We start from the raw sequence: 15,108 nt of genomic DNA, 5'->3' as shown, positions 1-15,108 counted from the left end.
ACAGTCGGAAGGCTCACGGAAAACACATTAAACCAATATGTCGCAGAAAATGTGAGCCATATGACAACTGATTGCAGGGCGAATTATGTTTATTCACTGGTCGACCCGCAACCGACAAATTATAATGCGCCCCATTAGAAAAACTCATCGTCGGCTGGTGTCATGTCTCGTCGTTTACCCCCGCTCAATGCCCTCAAGGCGTTTGAAGCAGCGGCCCGTCACTTAAGCTTTACCCGCGCAGCAGAAGAGTTGTTTGTGACTCAGGCTGCCATCAGTCACCAGATCAAGGCGCTGGAGGAGTATCTTGGCATCAAGCTGTTCCGTCGCAAGAATCGCTCCTTGTTGCTGACCGAGGAGGGGCAGGGCTATTTCCTCGATATCAAGGATATCTTTGCCTCCATTTCGGAAGCGACCGACAAGCTGCTGGCGCGCAGTGCCAAAGGGGCGCTCACCGTCAGCCTGCAGCCGAGCTTTGCCATCCAGTGGCTGGTGCCCAGGCTGGTCAAATTCAGCGAGCGTCATCCCGATATCGACGTGCGGATCAAGGCCGTCGACATGGACGAGGGATCGCTCACCGATGACGTGGACGTGGCCATCTACTATGGCCGTGGCAACTGGCCCGGATTGCGCTGTGACAAGCTGCACACCGAGTATCTGATCCCGGTCTGTTCACCGCTGCTGCTGACCGGTCCCAAGCCGCTGCGCACCCCGGACGATCTGACCCGCCATACCCTGCTGCACGACACCTCGCGTCGCGACTGGAAGGCCTGGTTTCGCCAGCTCGACATCGATGCCCCCAACGTAAACCAGGGGCCCATCTTCAGCCACTCTACCATGGTGATCCAGGCCGCCATTCACGGCCAGGGGGTGGCCCTTGGCCACAGTGTGCTGGCCCAGCCAGAGATAGAGGCGGGTCGCCTCATCTGCCCGTTCGAGCAGGTGCTGGTGAGCAAGAACGCCTTCTATCTGGTGTGCCAGGAGCAGCAGTCCGATCAGGGCAAGATAGTCGCCTTCCGCGACTGGATGCTGGAACTGGTGGAGCAGGAGGAGGCCCGTCGCCGGGCCCGACTAGCCGATGCATGAGGTGATCCGGGAGGGGGCTGTTGATGCCCCCGTTCGCATTCTGTTGGCCCACGGTGCCGGGGCCGGTATGGAGCACGCCTTTCTGGCCGAGCTGTCGCGGCTGCTGGCCGGGCCCGATATCGAGGTGGTGCGCTTCAACTTCCCCTACATGATCAAACGGGCCCAGGATGGCAAGCGTCGTCCGCCCGATCGCCAGCCAGCGCTGCTCGAGCACTGGCGCCAGATGGTGCGGGAGTTTGCCCATCCCGGACTGTTTCTGGCAGGCAAGTCCATGGGCGGGCGGATGGCGGCCGAGATTGCGGGCGAGATGAATGCTGCAGGATTGCTCATTCTCGGGTATCCTTTCCACCCCCCGGCCAAGCCCGAGTGCTGGCGGGGCGAGGTGCTCAAGCAGATCACCACGCCAACCCTGCTGCTGCAGGGGGAGCGTGACACTTTTGGCAGCCGTGCCGAACTGGTCGATTTCCCCTTCTCCTCCGCCGTATCGGTCCATTGGCTGACCGATGGTGATCATGGCTTCAAGCCGCGCAAGGCGAGTGGCGTGAGTGAACAGGAAAATCTGCAGCAGGCAGCGAACGAGATAAGGCGCTTTGTCACCAACCCCCCGGTACAGGGTTGAGGACGGCGAGCGGGAACACAAGGAGAGTTGGGATGCAGATCCATCGACACTGGCTGGTGCTGGCCGGCTGCTTTGGCCTGACGGCCACCATGCTGGGCGCCTATGGTGCCCACGGCCTGACGGCGACCGGCATTACGCCCGAGCGCCTGGCGGCCTTCAATACCGCCGTGCAATATCAGTTTTTTCATGCATTGGCCCTGCTGGTGCTGGGTTGGTGCGGTGTGCGCAGCAAGGTGATCACCTTTGCTGGCACCGCGTTTGTGCTGGGGATCCTGGGATTCTCCGGCAGTATTTATGCCATGGTGCTGCTTGGCAGCAAGGGGTTGGGGCTCATTACCCCGGCCGGTGGCCTCTGTTTTATGTTGGGATGGGCGGCCCTGATCTGGGTTGGCTGTCGTCTTGGAGGAAAAAATGAATAATCTGCTGCTGTATTGCCGCCCCGGTTTTGAGAAAGAGGCGGCGGCAGAGATCACCGAACGAGCCACTAACATGCAGTGTTATGGCTTTGCCCGGGTCAAGGACGACAGTGGCTACATCATCTTCGAATGCTATGGCGAGGACGAAGCGGATCTGCTGGCGCGCAAGCTGCCATTTCGCGAGCTCATCTTTATCCGCCAGATGCTAGTGGTGACCTGCGAGCTCAAAGATCTGGATCTGTCCGATCGCATCACACCCATCCTGGAGGCGACTAGCGACTACGCTATCTGCGGCGATCTGCGGGTGGAAACCGCCGATACCAACGAGGCGAAAGAGCTGTCGGCCTTCTGCCGCAAATTCACCGTGCCGCTGCGCCAGGCGTTGCGCAGCAACGAGATCCTGACCAAGAAGGAGACCCCGAACCGCCCCGTGTTCCACGCCTTCTTCCTGGCCAACGACCATGTGTTGCTGGGTTACTCCTACTCCTTCAACAACTCCGCCTTCCACATGGGGATCCCGCGCCTGCGCTTCCCGGCCGATGCGCCGAGCCGCTCCAGCCTCAAGCTGGAAGAGGCCTTCTACGTGTTCGTACCGCGGGAAGAGTGGGACGTGCGGCTGCGCTCCGGCATGAAGGCGGTGGATCTCGGTGCCTGCCCGGGCGGCTGGACCTATCAGCTGGTGCGTCGCGACATGATGGTGACCGCGGTGGACAACGGCATGATGGCGCAATCCCTGATGGATACCGGCCAGGTCAAGCACATCCGCGATGATGGCTTTGTCTGGCGTCCCAGCAAGAAGAACATCTACTGGCTGGTGTGTGACATGGTCGACAAGCCGGCACGGGTGACCCACATGATCGCCGACTGGTTCCGCGAGGGCGATTGCCAGGAAGCTATGTTCAACCTCAAGCTGCCGATGAAGAAGCGCTACGCCGAGGCGGTGCACAACATCCAGGTGTTGCGTGAACTGCTGGCGGAGATCGACGGCGGCTTCATCATTCAGGCCAAGCAGCTCTACCACGATCGCGAAGAGATCACGGTGCACGTCTACAACAAGTACTGGGTCTCCAAGCTCGAACCCAAGGCGTGATAGAGACGGAATATCAGCCGTAACATACGGAAATTATGCCAGGACCGACGGGGTTGCCCGTCGGCTTTTTTTTATCTGCAAAAATGCGACAGGTTCAGAAGCGGTAGTCGACGCGCAGGGAGGATTCGTCGTCGGTCACTTTCAGCTCGATCTGCAGCGGAATGGTCTTGTCGACCGGATTGAACTGCATCTTGACGCCATCCCCTCTTAGCTTGATGGCGGTGTGCATGCCACCGGCCTGGAATTTGACCCTGGGTTTGTAGCGCTCGAACGACAGGCTGACACTCTTTTCCGGTGTCAGGTTGAGCTGCGGGTAGGAGGTGACTCTCTGGTTGCCATAGTTGTCAGTGGCGACATCGATCCCGAATGAGAGCGGCTTGGGAGCCTTGAGCAGGTCATTGGTATCCAGGCTGGAGCGCCACACCTCGGTGGCGGCCCGCTTTTCCTGCTGCGGCAATCTGGCGGTCTGGGTCGGCAACGTCTGCTCGAAGGCAGAGACAGAGCCCCATAACAGCAGGTAACCCGGAACTAGAAAGCGCCAATACCCGTACATGAAAAACTCTCCCTGTTCTTCTTCTCTATTGAACATAGTTGCTCTCAAGAAGAGGGGAAAGTTGTCTGGAGCATAAAAAAGGGAGCCGAGGCTCCCTTTTAAAATCAATGAATTAGCTTACAGGCGATCGATAATGGCCTGGGTGAATTCACTGGTGGAGGCGCTGCCCCCAAGATCCCGGGTAACCCTGTCGCCGGATTCGATGGTGGCGCGAACCGCCTCGCGAATGCGCTCGGCTTTATCTTGCATGCCGAGGTATTCCAGCATCTGGATGGAGGCGAGGATCACCGAGGTGGGGTTGGCGATATTCTTGCCTGCGATATCCGGGGCCGAACCGTGCACCGCTTCGAAGATAGCGGCGCCATCACCGATGTTGGCACCAGGTGCCATGCCTAGGCCCCCGACCAGACCAGCGCACAGATCCGACAGGATGTCGCCGAACAGGTTGGTGGTGACCATTACATCGAAACGCTCCGGGTACATCACCAGATTCATGCAGGCGGCATCGACGATCATCTCCTCGCTCTGGATGTCCGGATAACGTGCCGCAACCTCGCGAGCCACTTCCAGGAACAACCCTGAGGTGGATTTGAGGATATTGGCCTTGTGGATGATGGTGACCTTCTTGCGCCCTTCCTGGCGGGCCAGTTCGAAGGCGAACTTGACGATGCGCTCGGCTCCGTCACGGGTCACTATGCTCATTGCCTCGGCGCTCTGGTTGTCGTCGCTGCGCTTCTGACCTGCGCCCGAGTACATCCCCTCGGTATTTTCACGGACCGTGATGATATCGATGTTGTCGTAACGGCTCTTGGTGCCCTTGAAGGAGATGACGGGGCGGACGTTGGCGTAGAGGTTGAACTTCTTGCGCAGGGAGACGTTGATGGAGGTAAAACCGCCGCCGACCGGGGTGGTGAGCGGTCCTTTCAGACTGACCTTGTTCTTCTCGATGAGATCCAGGGTTGCCTGGGGCAGCAGTTCGCCATGTTTTTCGAGGGCGGTCAGGCCCGCATCGGCGTAGTCGTATTCGAAGTCACAGCCGGCGTGGTTCAGGATCTGGATAGCCGATTCGATGATGCTGGGGCCAATGCCGTCGCCGGGGATCACGGTAATTTTTGTTTTGGACATGAGAGGGTTCCACTTCCAGGGAGTAGGGGAGGATGGGGCTGTTTTATATCATTTACTCAGCAAACCAACCAGATTCCTTTACATTTTACTCAATTTCCTCAACGAGGTGGGTGAGTCGTGTCATGGTTCGCGCCCTCGACCGGCAATTTGTGTGCACCAGTCACTCGGGTTGTGGCGGATAGCGGATATCCCGCAGGTTGAATCCCAGTGGAATATCCTGTTGCAGTCGGACCAGCCGCTGGGCCAGCAGGGCCTCCTCCTGATGCTGCTGCAGCTTGCGCAGGGCCTTGGGGGCATCTTCCTGTTGGCAAGCCGTCAGCAGGGTAGCCAGATCGCCATATTGTTGCAGCAGCTGGGTCGCTGTCTTGGGGCCTATGCCGGGGACTCCCTTGATGTTGGAGCCGCTCACCCCGGTCAGCGCCCAGAAATCCACCAGTTGGGCCGGCGCCACCCCGTAGTGCTGCTGGACGAAGGCGGCATCGAGCCAGCGCTTGTTGAAGTAGTCGCGGATCCGGATCTGCGGGCAGATGAGCTGGCAAAACCCCTTGTCGGTGGAGATGATGGTGGCCTGATGGTCGCGCCTGGCAATGCCGCAAGCCAGGGTTGCGACGAGATCGTCCGCCTCGTCGGTCTCGGACAGCAGGGCGTCCACGCCACACTCCCAGAATGCATCCTGCAGCTCTCCCAGCCCTTCACGCAGTTCGGCCGGCATGGGCGTGCGCCCCTCCTTGTAGGCCGGGTAGACCTCTTTGCGCCAGCTGTGAACCTCGCCATCGAACACGGCGATGACATGGGTGGGTTCGCTGGCGGCCAGCAGCTTGCGGCAAGTATTGACGAGGTTGGCGCGAGTGGCGACGAGGGCCTGGGCGGGAGTCAGGGCCTGCTGGGCTTGCACCGCATGCAGACGGCGGATGAGATTGAGGGCGTCGATGATGAGCAGGTGTGGCCTGAGATTTGACATGGGGCACTCTTGGCAGTCGGGGCGCCACATTGTAACAACTGACGGAAGTCATGGCAGCCCTTCCATAGTCCGCACAGCAAGCAGAGGATAAAAACGGGGGCCGATGCGCCCCCGTTTGTCATCTTGAGCTGCCTATGAGCAGGCTTGATTGGCCGTCAGCGCACTATCTCGTAACAGGGCACATACTGGCTGCCAGGCAGCTTCATCCGCTGCTGTTTGACGAAGCTCTCCAGCAGCCTGTCCATCAGGTGCATCAGCTCCTTGTCGCCATGGATCTTGAAGGGGCCCTTCTTCTCGATGGCGCGAATACCCCCTTCCTTGACGTTGCCTGCGACGATACCAGAGAAGGCGCGCCTCAGATTGGCTGCCAGCAGCTGGGGGGGCTGGTTGCGATGCAGATCCAGGCCCCCCATGCTGGCGTGATCCGGCTCGAACGGCAGCTGGAACTCGGGCTCAATCCGCAAGGACCAGTTGAAGGAGTAGGCATCCCCGACCGATTTGCGGTATTCGCGAATTTTCGGCATTGCTTCTTTCATCACTCGTGCCACCTCGGGCGCATCGCCGACGATGATCCGGTAGAGCTTGGTGGCCGGTTCTCCCAAGGTGGCCTTGATGAAGTCGTCGATGGCGCGGAAGTAGTCGGCACTCTCCTTCGGCCCGGTCAGCACGATAGGCATGGGCTGGCGCTCGTTGGCCGGGTGCATCATGATGCCGAGCAGGTAGAGCAGTTCCTCTGCGGTGCCGACGCCGCCCGGGAAGATGATGATGCCGTGACCGAGGCGCACGAAGGCCTCCAGGCGCTTCTCGATGTCCGGCAGGATCACCAGCTCGTTGACGATGGGGTTGGGCGGCTCGGCGGCGATGATAGAGGGTTCAGTCAGGCCGATATAGCGGCCGCTGCGCACCCGCTGCTTGGCGTGGCCGACGGCGGCGCCCTTCATCGGACCCTCCATGGCACCCGGGCCACAACCGGTGCAGATATTGAGTTCACGCAACCCCAGCTCGTTGCCCACGGCCCGGGTGTACTGGTACTCGATCTCGTTGATGGAGTGACCGCCCCAGCAGACGATCAGGTTGGGATCGGCGCCGGGCTGGATCACCTTGGCGTTGCGCAGGATGGCAAACACCACGTTGGAGATATGGGTGGAGTTGGTCAGGTTGACCTGGCGGTTGGACTCCAGCTGGTTGGAGACATAGAGGATGTCGCGCAGCACGGAGAAGAGGTGTTCCTGAATGCCGCGGATGATCTCGCCATCGACGAAGGCGTGCTCGGGGGCGTTGAACAGCTCCAGCTTGACCCCGCGCTCGCGCCGGATCACATGAATATCGAAGGATTTGAAACGCTCCAGTATCTCCTTGGAGCTGTCGGTATGGCTGCCCGAGTTGAGTACCGCCAGTGAGCAGTTGCGAAACAGCTGATAAATATCGCTGGAGGCGGTCTGTTTGAGGCGATCCACCTCGAGCTGTGACAGCAGGTCCATGCTGCCAACGGGATTGATGTGCGTAATCATAAATTCCCCTTTCACTCGCTTGTTATCGTTGTGTTTTCCCTGGGGAGAAAAGGGGGATGCTTGTGCATCCCCTGAGTTCGATAGTAGTGGCAAGGCAGGGGGAAGGGGAATAGGGATGAGTTGCGTTTGCCGTTTTTTTAGCCGCCTCAGGCAAGTGTCACTTGATCCCGGCCATTGTTCTTGGAGTGATAGAGCGCCTTGTCTGCCCGCTCGAACACGTCCGAGGGGTTGTCACCATCCTGGAACAGGGTGGCACCGATGGAGATGGTGATCTCCACCTTGGCATCACGAAACCGGAACGGGATGCTCTTGATGGTCTGGCGCAGGGCCTCCAGCGGCTTCTGGAACTTGTCCGGATTGATGTTGGGCAGCAGCACCACGAACTCCTCACCGCCAAAACGGGCGATGAAATCGGTATCGCGCAGGGTGCTCTGCAGGGCCTTGGCGACCACCTTCAACGCCTTGTCGCCGGCCATGTGGCCGTAGTTGTCATTGATGTGCTTGAAGTGGTCTATATCGATGATCGCCATGCATAGCGGGGTGCGGTAGCGCAGCCAGCGTTTGTACTCCTGCTCCAGCCGCTCGTCGAGGGCCGCCCGGTTGTGCACTTGGGTCAGGCTGTCGAGGAACAGCTTGTGCTTCTGGATGGTGAGCCGCTTCTTGTACTCGGCAGTCTCCTCCTTCATCAGCCGCAGCTTGGACTCCATGGTGGAGAGGCGGGTGAGCAGGTGACGCTCACGGGCAGCGGTGTTTTCCCGCTCCTGCAGCAGTAGATTGATGGCCCCCATGTGGCCGGAGATGGTCTCTTTGAGTGCCTCCAGAGTCTGGTGGCTGGCCAGGGAGTGATCGATGGCCTGCAGTTCGCTGACCAGCGCTTCCCGGGTTTCTTTGGTCTCGTTTTGCAGGGCGCGCCCTTCATCCAGCGATTCGGTAAAGCCGACATGTACCGCAGACAGGCTCTCGTTGAGGGTGCTCAAAAATGCCCGGGAGGCTTTGCGCTCCTCACGGGTGCCCTCGATGATAAGCTCGATCACCTGCATGCAGGTCTCGGCCAGCAGGTGAGGGGCTATGCCAAGCAGCAGTTGGCGGCGGATATCCCCCAGGCTTTCGCCGATGGCACCGGCAAAATCGAGTTCCGTGATGAGGCGCTGCAGCTCGTCGGCGATACGGGCATGATCCTTGAAATCGAAAGAGTCATGTGGTGCCTGATGATGCTTTTCGCTCTCTGACGCCTGGGGAGCTGGTTTGACTAGCAGTGGCTGGCTTGGCAGCAACTGGATTTTGATCGCCTGCTGATAGAATTCGAGCAGCTTGATCACCTTCTTCTGGTGGTCGGCGATGCCGTAACCGGCGGGGCTTGCCAGAAACTCCTTGAGGGATTTACGGGTCTCTTCCGGGAAGCCCTTGATGGTTTTGAGCTGCTTGGAGCCGAGTTCGATGGCCGCCTGGGTCAGGTTCATCGACTCTTCCAGGGCATTGCTGTGCTGTTGCAGCAGTTTTTCGATGGCGAGCAGGTCGGCATCCAGCGAGGTGTAGGATGGATTGCCGTCGAGTTTTTGCTTCAGGCGGGCAAACCGGTTGTCGAGTTCCCGATCGAAACCACGGCAGGAGAGCATCAGTTTGTTGATGAACTGGATGCTGCGGATGCGTTCCGCATCGGAGAAAGAGAGAAGACCGTCAAGCTCCAGCTGTTTCTGCTGGAGGGACTCCCTGAGTCTGGCCAATTGTCCTGTTACGGCAGCGATGTCGTTCATTATCAGGTCGCCCTGTTGTCATTCTTGTTTTTTATGTTGGATAGCAACCGTGGTCGAACCTCGCTTCGAGCCTCGTCTGTTATCTATGTTTTTATTGGTCAACTGGTGCTTGCGTCCTTGCAAGTCGGGGCCAATTAACCCATTGCTTTTCATGAGAAGAATTGACTTTTACCAATCCCTTGTCAATCGCCATCAAGCCGCATTGCCACACATCCCCATTAAAAAATGCCGCCTGCTGGCAATCGATGGCAGCCAGCTCCAGCCAGGCACTTTCCTGGCATTTTTCACTGAGCTGAATGGCTCCCGACAGGGCGAGATAGCAGAGATCGAACAGCCCGTTGTGATCCAGCGCGGTGGCCGCCTTTGGCAGGAAGGGGTGACTCACTATCCCGAGGCTTATCTGGCGATCCAGCGGATATTCGCAGGGGAAAGCGGCGATGGACGCCAGCAGGTCGCCAGCCAGCTGATGCAGATTGGCGACGTGACGCTGGGGCACCACATAGAGGATATGGCCCTCCCGCAGATCATAGATGCGGCCATCCTGGGGGGTCAGGGTGTCGACATAGGTGCCAAAGGCCTGCTCTATTTCGCGACTGGCCTGATAGCCGTGATGCTCCAGGGCGTTGACCAGGAAAGGGACCCGGAACAGCAGGTAGTGCAGCTTGTCGTCAAATTCGCTGGTGGGCTCTTCACTCAGGAACCAGCGTTCCGATTTCAACTGGCGTTTGGCCATCTCCCGCGGCCAGCGATTCATCAGGCGTTGCCAGTTGGCGAGGCCGGAGCGTGGCTCGATCTGCAGGGCCTCACCGGTACGCTTGACCTGCAGGCGGGCGGTACGCAGCTTGAGCCAGAGCGTGAAGAAGAGGTAGATGAAGAGCGCCAGCAGCAGACTGGTGGTGATGCTCGACCAGAGGTAACGCTCCTGCTGGTGCTGACTGTTGCTCAGGCGCTGCTCCAGCTCCTTGATTTGCTGAGCCCGTTCAACCTGAACATAGTTGTCACGAATGGCCGCTTGCTCCAGGGCCAGCTCCTGCTGGCGCACCTCTTCACCCAGGCGATGGAACTGTTTGTAGCTGTCGAGGGCCTGGCGCAGATAACCCTTTTGTTCATATGCGAGGGAGAGCAGGCGGAACACCTCGTACTGGCGGCGAGTGTCACCAATCTGGCTGGAGAGGGTTCTGGCATTTTCCAGCTGCAAGATGGCGATGGCGGCTTCCTGCTTCTTCAGATAGAGCTCCCCCAGCAACAGCAGGGTGTCGATCAGCGGCTCCTTGGCATCGTTCAGCTCATGGGACTGACGTGCCGCGTTGAGGTAGTTGCCGGCCAGCGAAAGATTGCCGCTGTACAGGTAGGTCTTGCCGATCTCGTACTTCAGCAGGGAGGCCTGTGCCCGGTTGGTGCCTTCATCCAGCAGATCTAGCGCGTTGAAGAAGTAGACCAGCGCCATGTTGAGATCATTTTGATCGCGGTTGAGACGGGCCAGCACGATGAGGGAGTCACACAGCAGCGAACGGTTGCCGATGGAGTGAAAATAGTTGGCCGCCTCATTGGCATATTGCAGCGCCTTCTGGGGCTCCTGCTCCTCCTGATAGAGCTTGACGATCTGGTTCGACAAGAGACCGAGGAAGAGGGGGGCGTTGAGGTTCTTGGCGCGCTGCTGGGCATCGATATATTCACCGAGCGCCAGCTGGGGTTGTTGCAGGGCGCGATAGAGATCACCACTGATGGCGCTGACCCAGGCGCTGGCGAGCGGATTGGTGGACTTGGCCGCCCAGGTCCTGGCCTCGGCCAGATGGGCCTTGGCCCCTTCAAATTGCCGCTGCTCGATATCGTAACTGGTGCGCAGCAGACGGCTGTATACCTGCAACTGGCTCTGTCTGAGAGGCGGGGCTGCCAACTGGTCATCCAACTGCTCCAGCAGCGTCTGCCGGTTGCTCTGCTGCTCCGGCATGCGCTCCAGGCTGCGCAGTTTGAGATAGAGCGCATGGGCTTTGAGTTCGGGTTGCTGCTCTTTTTCCGCCAGCGCGATGGCCGTGTCGAGCGCCTGCTGGGTGGCCTGATATTGACCGAGCTGCAGCAGGCACTTCCCCTTGAGCAGATTGGCGCTGATATTCTGTGTCATATTGCTGTAGCTCAGGAGCGGTTCGCGATAACCGAACTCCTGGCGATTGCTGATGATCTGCTGGGGATTGTTGGCTGCACGCGTCAGGAAGGCGGAGGTGATCTGGACGCATCTGGCCGGATCGGTCAACACCAGGGACTGAGCCTGTTGCAGGTCGACGGAGAGCTGCTCCCTGTCCAGATCCAGATTCGGAGCGGACACGGAGGTCATCATCATGGCCAGAAAAAACAGTTGATTCATTGGATTAAGGGCGGCGCAGAGGTGAGGGCATGTTATCCAAGGCCCCCCCTCTGAGTCCAGTGTTTACTGGCGGCAGTGATGCGGATCCGGGGGCCGGAGAGGGGATTTATCCTCGCCTCTACTGTCTGGAGGCGGGCAAGGGGAGGGCGGGTTACCCTCTCTCCTTGCCTCTTTGAGCCGGGGTTACTGACGGATCAGGCGCAGGTTGGCGGGGACGGCCTCGAAATCGGAGCGGAACGGATTGATATCCAGCCCGCCGCGGCGAGTATAGCGGGCATAGACGGTCAGCTGCTGCGGTTGGCAGTAGTGCTGCAGGTCGATGAAGATCCGCTCGATGCACTGCTCGTGGAACTCGTTGTGCTGGCGAAACGAGATGAGGTAGCGCAGCAGCTTCTCCCGATCGACCCTGGGCCCCTTGTAGCGGATCACCACCGAGCCCCAGTCCGGCTGGCTGGTCACCAGGCAGTTGGATTTGAGCAGGTGGCTGTGCAGCGTCTCTTCCACCACCTCTGAGCCTGCGGCCCCCTGCAGCAGGGTCGCGTCAAACTCGTAACCATCGATCTCGATATCCTGATCGTCGATGCACTCCCCGGGCAGGGTGGCAATCTGGTGCGGCGCCCGGTCGAGGGGGAACAGGGTGACCTGGACGGCTTCTCCCGCACAGGCGCTGAGATCCTTGATCAGCATGGCCTGCACCGCCTCTATGGAGTCGCAGCGGGTCTGGTTGAAGGAGTTCAGATAGAGTTTGAAAGACTTGGATTCAATCAGGTTAGCGCTGGTGGCCGGTATGGTCACCTCGCCCACCGCGACCATAGGCTTGCCCTTGGCATTGAGCCAAGAGAGCTCGTAAAGGGTCCAGACATCGCAACCGGCAAACGGCAGTTCGGCACCCAGTTGCAGGTCGTCCCGGTTCAGGCTGCGCGGAACCGGCTGCAACAGGAAGGGGGTGTACTGGCTGATGTAGTCGGACTGCTGGCCCAGGGTGAGGCCCTTGAGGGCGCTGGCCCCCGCGTATCTCTCTTGTTTGCTCACGTGTTTGCTCATGAAGTGTGGTGCTCCCAGGGAAAGGCGTGCAGACGGCCCAGCACGGGCCCGGTTCAGGCGGCCTTGTCTGTCGCCATGTTTGATGGTGCAATAGCGGACTTTGCCAGCAATTGTGGGGATTTTCGATGTCGGATCAAGTTTTGTCTGCCCTGGCGCATTTTTTGGCCCGCTGGCAACGGGATGGCGAGGCTCGTCGAGGTCTGCCCTTGTGCGACTGGGAAGCGGACTGGCGCTCCCCCTGCCAGTTGCAGGAACCGGTCGATGGTCGCATTCCCTGGCGACCTTATCAGCGCACCGAACCTGCCGATTTCAGCGCCCTCGCCGAGGCGCTGGAACTGACATTGCACCCTGATGCGCTGGCGCTGTTTGGTCACTGGTTCAGTCGCCCCATCCCCTGCCTTTTCAAGGGGCTGCGTCTTGAGCTGATCCTGCCCTGGAACGAAGCGGATCTCGATTTGCTGAAAGAGAACTTCATCGGCCATCTGCTGATGCTACGCAAGCTCAAGCGTACCCCTTCCATCTTCATCGCGACTACCCGCAACGAGATGACCCTGATTTCGCTCGATAACGAGAACGGTCAGGTGTGGCTGGAGTGGCTCGATTCCGGTCGCCGACTGGTGCTGGCGCCTTCCCTGGCCGAGTTTCTCGCGCGGCTGGAGACCCTGCCGCAATAAAGTTGTCGAAGAGTTGTGAATATAAGAGAAGGGCCTTGCCACGGAGCAAGGCCCTTCTTTTTATCTATCCTTGGCCGGTCTATCTGAGCCCGACTCTTAATCCTTGAAATCCCAGGAGAGGTTGGAGACCAGTCGGCAGTGGTCACATTTGAAGTCAAAGATCTCGTGCAGCGGCTCGGCCAGCGCCCAGTCTCCGCCACAGCCGGGGCAGGGGCGGGCTTTTTCCTCGGCGGCGTTCAGGCCGCCAACCCGGTAGAGGTAGTAGTAGGTGGGTATGCCGGTCAGGACCTCCAGCCGCTTGCCGAGATCGCTGCCCCGGCGATGGAGGCGACTGCCGACTTCGCCAATCTCGTGCAGCGCCGCATGTTCGGCGATGGAGCCGTTCATCTGCAGCTGATCGCACGCCTCCCAGTCCTCCTGCCACTTGATGATCTGCTTGTGATCCCCGTTGGCGATGGCGGGCAGGCGGTAGAGCGGGATGGGGGCAAAGTGATCACCGCAGCGCAGTGGCGAGCAGGTGTGCAAAAAGCTGGTGTAGAGCAGCATCCAGCTGGGGCGAGGGCAGGGATCCGTGCTGTCGGAGAGCAGGTCGGCCCCCTGCAGATGGAGCTTGGGCGCGAGCAGCCCCGCCTGGTGCAGCCCCTGTTCCGCCAGCTTGACCTGTTCGCTCTGGTTGTCCGGGTGCAGGCTGTCCTGCTCGGGACAGACGACCCGGCTGACGAAATAGCCCTCGTGCATGCTGGTGGGGAACTCGCGCCCGAGGATCTGGCCCTGATAGCGCAGCATGTCGAGATAGTTGACGATGGCACGCTCGGCTTCGCCCAGCGAAGTGTCGCGGTAGCATTCAAAACAAAGTTCGACGATATACATGACTCAGTTCTGCCCCTGGCGGATCAGCAATTCGGTCAGTCGATCCAGTTTTTGTTCGAGTCGGTTCAGCTGTTCGCCCAGCTGTTGCAGCGTCGGCTCGCCCACAGGTTGCGGCGTTTCTTCTGGCTGACTGGTGGCCAGTTGTGGCTCGGCAGGCTGTTGTTTCCACTGGCTCAACACTTTGAGCAACTCGGCCATGGGGACGGGCTGGCTCAGGCGAGCCTTGATCATGGCGGTGGTGGGGGTCAGGCCCCGGGCGGCCAGTTCATTGGCGATACGGATGATCTCGTGGGCGGACATTAGCGTGCTCTGGAGGGATGGGAGATTGATGGGGGATCTTAACCAAACCCCAATGGTGAGGAAAGAGGTTGCCTAGCGTGGCTGGCGCAGCATCACATCCAGCTGATCGATCGCCTCGCACCAGTCCGAGTCGTGCCACAGGGCATCACGTAGAAAGCTGGCCTGGGAGCGGTTCCAGAAACTGGCTTCCGGCAGCAGGGTTTCATTGTCGAGGTGATGCTCATGCACGAAGCGGTGCAGGCTCAGCTCGTCGTTGGCCATGCCCAACTGGGCAAACAGGGCCGGCAGGTCGTGGACAAGGGGTTCCATCTCGTCTCTCCCGTTGCTTGACCCTGAGATTATAGCCAGCCAGTTCCCCCTGTTGCAGCCATGCCCCGGTTCAAAGTGAGGGCATGCGGTGTGGCGGCAGTTCGACGCCGACCACGTGCAATCCCTGCATCTTGAGAGTGCCCTGATAATGGCTTTCGCCGTCGCTGGAGAACTCGAACTGGTAGTGGGTCAGCAGACGCAGTGGTTGGCGGGCCAGCTCGCGCTTGCCACGGGCCAATGACAGGAGCTGCAAGTCGTGGTGCTGACAGTAGCGACGCATATATTGCCAGGCCAGCTCGGCCTGTCGCCGCTGCTGCCAGAAGAGTCCGCCGATGGCCATCAGCAGCAGGATTCCGAGCATCTCTCCCATGGAGGGGCTTCCTTGTTGTCCGTGTGATGACGGGAATCCCCATGCCGGGCTTCCCGTCTCCTTTTCG

General features: G+C 59.7%; 16 protein-coding genes. 5 read left to right on the top strand and 11 right to left on the bottom strand.

Annotated elements, in window-relative coordinates; all coding sequences use genetic code 11:
• Positions 1-162 precede the first annotated feature (162 nt).
• Genes ACB034_RS05225 through rlmM form a run of 4 tightly spaced genes read left to right on the top strand, consistent with a single transcriptional unit; the run spans position 163 to position 3,208 of the window.
• Positions 163-1,083, top strand: coding sequence for a transcriptional regulator GcvA (locus ACB034_RS05225; RefSeq protein WP_042027993.1), 921 nt, complete (start codon positions 163-165; stop codon positions 1,081-1,083).
• Entirely contained in the window at positions 1,076-1,702 is a 627-nt protein-coding gene (locus ACB034_RS05220; RefSeq protein ID WP_338611053.1) for an alpha/beta fold hydrolase, read from the top strand. Before ACB034_RS05225 ends, ACB034_RS05220 begins: the two co-directional genes overlap by 8 nt.
• A gap of 32 nt (positions 1,703-1,734) precedes the next feature.
• Positions 1,735-2,121: a DUF423 domain-containing protein gene (locus ACB034_RS05215; protein WP_223378776.1), complete on the top strand. Its 387-nt coding sequence runs from the start codon at positions 1,735-1,737 to the stop codon at positions 2,119-2,121.
• Positions 2,114-3,208 (top strand): 23S rRNA (cytidine(2498)-2'-O)-methyltransferase RlmM, encoded by a 1,095-nt coding sequence (gene rlmM, locus ACB034_RS05210; RefSeq protein ID WP_371172264.1) that lies wholly within the window; start codon positions 2,114-2,116, stop codon positions 3,206-3,208. The genes ACB034_RS05215 and rlmM overlap by 8 nt, the downstream gene beginning before the upstream one ends.
• A gap of 94 nt (positions 3,209-3,302) precedes the next feature.
• Here rlmM and ACB034_RS05205 read toward each other — a convergent pair whose 3' ends face one another.
• From ACB034_RS05205 to queF, 7 genes are all read right to left on the bottom strand, one after another.
• Positions 3,303-3,761 carry a hypothetical protein gene (locus ACB034_RS05205; RefSeq protein ID WP_338611051.1) on the bottom strand — a complete coding sequence of 153 codons (459 nt, stop codon included), beginning with the start codon at positions 3,759-3,761 and terminating at the stop codon, positions 3,303-3,305.
• Positions 3,762-3,878: 117 nt separating this feature from the next.
• Positions 3,879-4,886: an isocitrate dehydrogenase gene (locus tag ACB034_RS05200; RefSeq protein WP_042073186.1), complete on the bottom strand. Its 1,008-nt coding sequence runs from the start codon at positions 4,884-4,886 to the stop codon at positions 3,879-3,881.
• A 160-nt stretch (positions 4,887-5,046) separates the two neighbouring features.
• Positions 5,047-5,847, bottom strand: coding sequence for a flap endonuclease Xni (gene xni / locus ACB034_RS05195; RefSeq protein WP_371172263.1), 801 nt, complete (start codon positions 5,845-5,847; stop codon positions 5,047-5,049).
• A gap of 155 nt (positions 5,848-6,002) precedes the next feature.
• Positions 6,003-7,358, bottom strand: a complete 1,356-nt coding sequence (gene ppnN / locus ACB034_RS05190; RefSeq protein ID WP_042027984.1) for a nucleotide 5'-monophosphate nucleosidase PpnN — start codon at positions 7,356-7,358, stop codon at positions 6,003-6,005.
• A gap of 146 nt (positions 7,359-7,504) precedes the next feature.
• Complete coding sequence (locus ACB034_RS05185) at positions 7,505-9,112, bottom strand: diguanylate cyclase (protein WP_026457205.1); 1,608 nt, start codon at positions 9,110-9,112, stop codon at positions 7,505-7,507.
• A 91-nt stretch (positions 9,113-9,203) separates the two neighbouring features.
• On the bottom strand, positions 9,204-11,474 hold the full coding sequence (locus tag ACB034_RS05180; RefSeq protein ID WP_371172262.1) for a hypothetical protein: 2,271 nt from the start codon (positions 11,472-11,474) through the stop codon (positions 9,204-9,206).
• 183 nt (positions 11,475-11,657) lie between these two features.
• A complete protein-coding gene (queF, locus tag ACB034_RS05175) occupies positions 11,658-12,518 on the bottom strand; it encodes an NADPH-dependent 7-cyano-7-deazaguanine reductase QueF (protein ID WP_371172261.1) in 861 nt (286 codons plus the stop codon).
• Between the two features lie 125 nt (positions 12,519-12,643).
• On the opposite strand from queF, the gene syd reads away from it, so the two are divergent.
• Complete coding sequence (gene syd, locus ACB034_RS05170; protein WP_371172260.1) at positions 12,644-13,192, top strand: SecY-interacting protein; 549 nt, start codon at positions 12,644-12,646, stop codon at positions 13,190-13,192.
• 96 nt (positions 13,193-13,288) lie between these two features.
• On the opposite strand, the gene ACB034_RS05165 is transcribed toward syd, so the two are convergent.
• From ACB034_RS05165 to ACB034_RS05150, 4 genes are all read right to left on the bottom strand, one after another.
• Positions 13,289-14,062 carry a Zn-ribbon-containing protein gene (locus ACB034_RS05165; RefSeq protein ID WP_201980279.1) on the bottom strand — a complete coding sequence of 258 codons (774 nt, stop codon included), beginning with the start codon at positions 14,060-14,062 and terminating at the stop codon, positions 13,289-13,291.
• A 3-nt stretch (positions 14,063-14,065) separates the two neighbouring features.
• Positions 14,066-14,362 (bottom strand): hypothetical protein, encoded by a 297-nt coding sequence (locus ACB034_RS05160; RefSeq protein ID WP_042073175.1) that lies wholly within the window; start codon positions 14,360-14,362, stop codon positions 14,066-14,068.
• A gap of 72 nt (positions 14,363-14,434) precedes the next feature.
• Positions 14,435-14,671: a DUF2789 domain-containing protein gene (locus ACB034_RS05155; protein ID WP_026458264.1), complete on the bottom strand. Its 237-nt coding sequence runs from the start codon at positions 14,669-14,671 to the stop codon at positions 14,435-14,437.
• Positions 14,672-14,741: 70 nt separating this feature from the next.
• Positions 14,742-15,041 carry a DUF3301 domain-containing protein gene (locus tag ACB034_RS05150; RefSeq protein ID WP_026458265.1) on the bottom strand — a complete coding sequence of 100 codons (300 nt, stop codon included), beginning with the start codon at positions 15,039-15,041 and terminating at the stop codon, positions 14,742-14,744.
• Positions 15,042-15,108 lie beyond the last annotated feature (67 nt).

The sequence above is a fragment of the Aeromonas sp. S18(2024) genome (assembly GCF_041402525.1).
Taxonomy (GTDB): domain Bacteria; phylum Pseudomonadota; class Gammaproteobacteria; order Enterobacterales; family Aeromonadaceae; genus Aeromonas; species Aeromonas enteropelogenes.
Note: the sequence above shows the minus strand (reverse complement) of the source record. Positions and strands in the feature narration are given on the sequence as shown.

Bases quoted from the DNA above. Each gene is read 5' to 3' on its own strand.
- ACB034_RS05225 (WP_042027993.1), top strand. From the start codon at position 163: ATGTCTCGTCGTTTACCCCCGCTCAATGCCCTCAAGGCGTTTGAAGCA.
- ACB034_RS05220 (WP_338611053.1), top strand. From the start codon at position 1,076: ATGCATGAGGTGATCCGGGAGGGGGCTGTTGATGCCCCCGTTCGCATT.
- ACB034_RS05215 (WP_223378776.1), top strand. From the start codon at position 1,735: ATGCAGATCCATCGACACTGGCTGGTGCTGGCCGGCTGCTTTGGCCTG.
- rlmM (WP_371172264.1), top strand. From the start codon at position 2,114: ATGAATAATCTGCTGCTGTATTGCCGCCCCGGTTTTGAGAAAGAGGCG.
- ACB034_RS05205 (WP_338611051.1), bottom strand. From the start codon at position 3,761: ATGTACGGGTATTGGCGCTTTCTAGTTCCGGGTTACCTGCTGTTATGG.
- ACB034_RS05200 (WP_042073186.1), bottom strand. From the start codon at position 4,886: ATGTCCAAAACAAAAATTACCGTGATCCCCGGCGACGGCATTGGCCCC.
- xni (WP_371172263.1), bottom strand. From the start codon at position 5,847: ATGTCAAATCTCAGGCCACACCTGCTCATCATCGACGCCCTCAATCTC.
- ppnN (WP_042027984.1), bottom strand. From the start codon at position 7,358: ATGATTACGCACATCAATCCCGTTGGCAGCATGGACCTGCTGTCACAG.
- ACB034_RS05185 (WP_026457205.1), bottom strand. From the start codon at position 9,112: ATGAACGACATCGCTGCCGTAACAGGACAATTGGCCAGACTCAGGGAG.
- ACB034_RS05180 (WP_371172262.1), bottom strand. From the start codon at position 11,474: ATGAATCAACTGTTTTTTCTGGCCATGATGATGACCTCCGTGTCCGCT.
- queF (WP_371172261.1), bottom strand. From the start codon at position 12,518: ATGAGCAAACACGTGAGCAAACAAGAGAGATACGCGGGGGCCAGCGCC.
- syd (WP_371172260.1), top strand. From the start codon at position 12,644: ATGTCGGATCAAGTTTTGTCTGCCCTGGCGCATTTTTTGGCCCGCTGG.
- ACB034_RS05165 (WP_201980279.1), bottom strand. From the start codon at position 14,062: ATGTATATCGTCGAACTTTGTTTTGAATGCTACCGCGACACTTCGCTG.
- ACB034_RS05160 (WP_042073175.1), bottom strand. From the start codon at position 14,362: ATGTCCGCCCACGAGATCATCCGTATCGCCAATGAACTGGCCGCCCGG.
- ACB034_RS05155 (WP_026458264.1), bottom strand. From the start codon at position 14,671: ATGGAACCCCTTGTCCACGACCTGCCGGCCCTGTTTGCCCAGTTGGGC.
- ACB034_RS05150 (WP_026458265.1), bottom strand. From the start codon at position 15,041: ATGGGAGAGATGCTCGGAATCCTGCTGCTGATGGCCATCGGCGGACTC.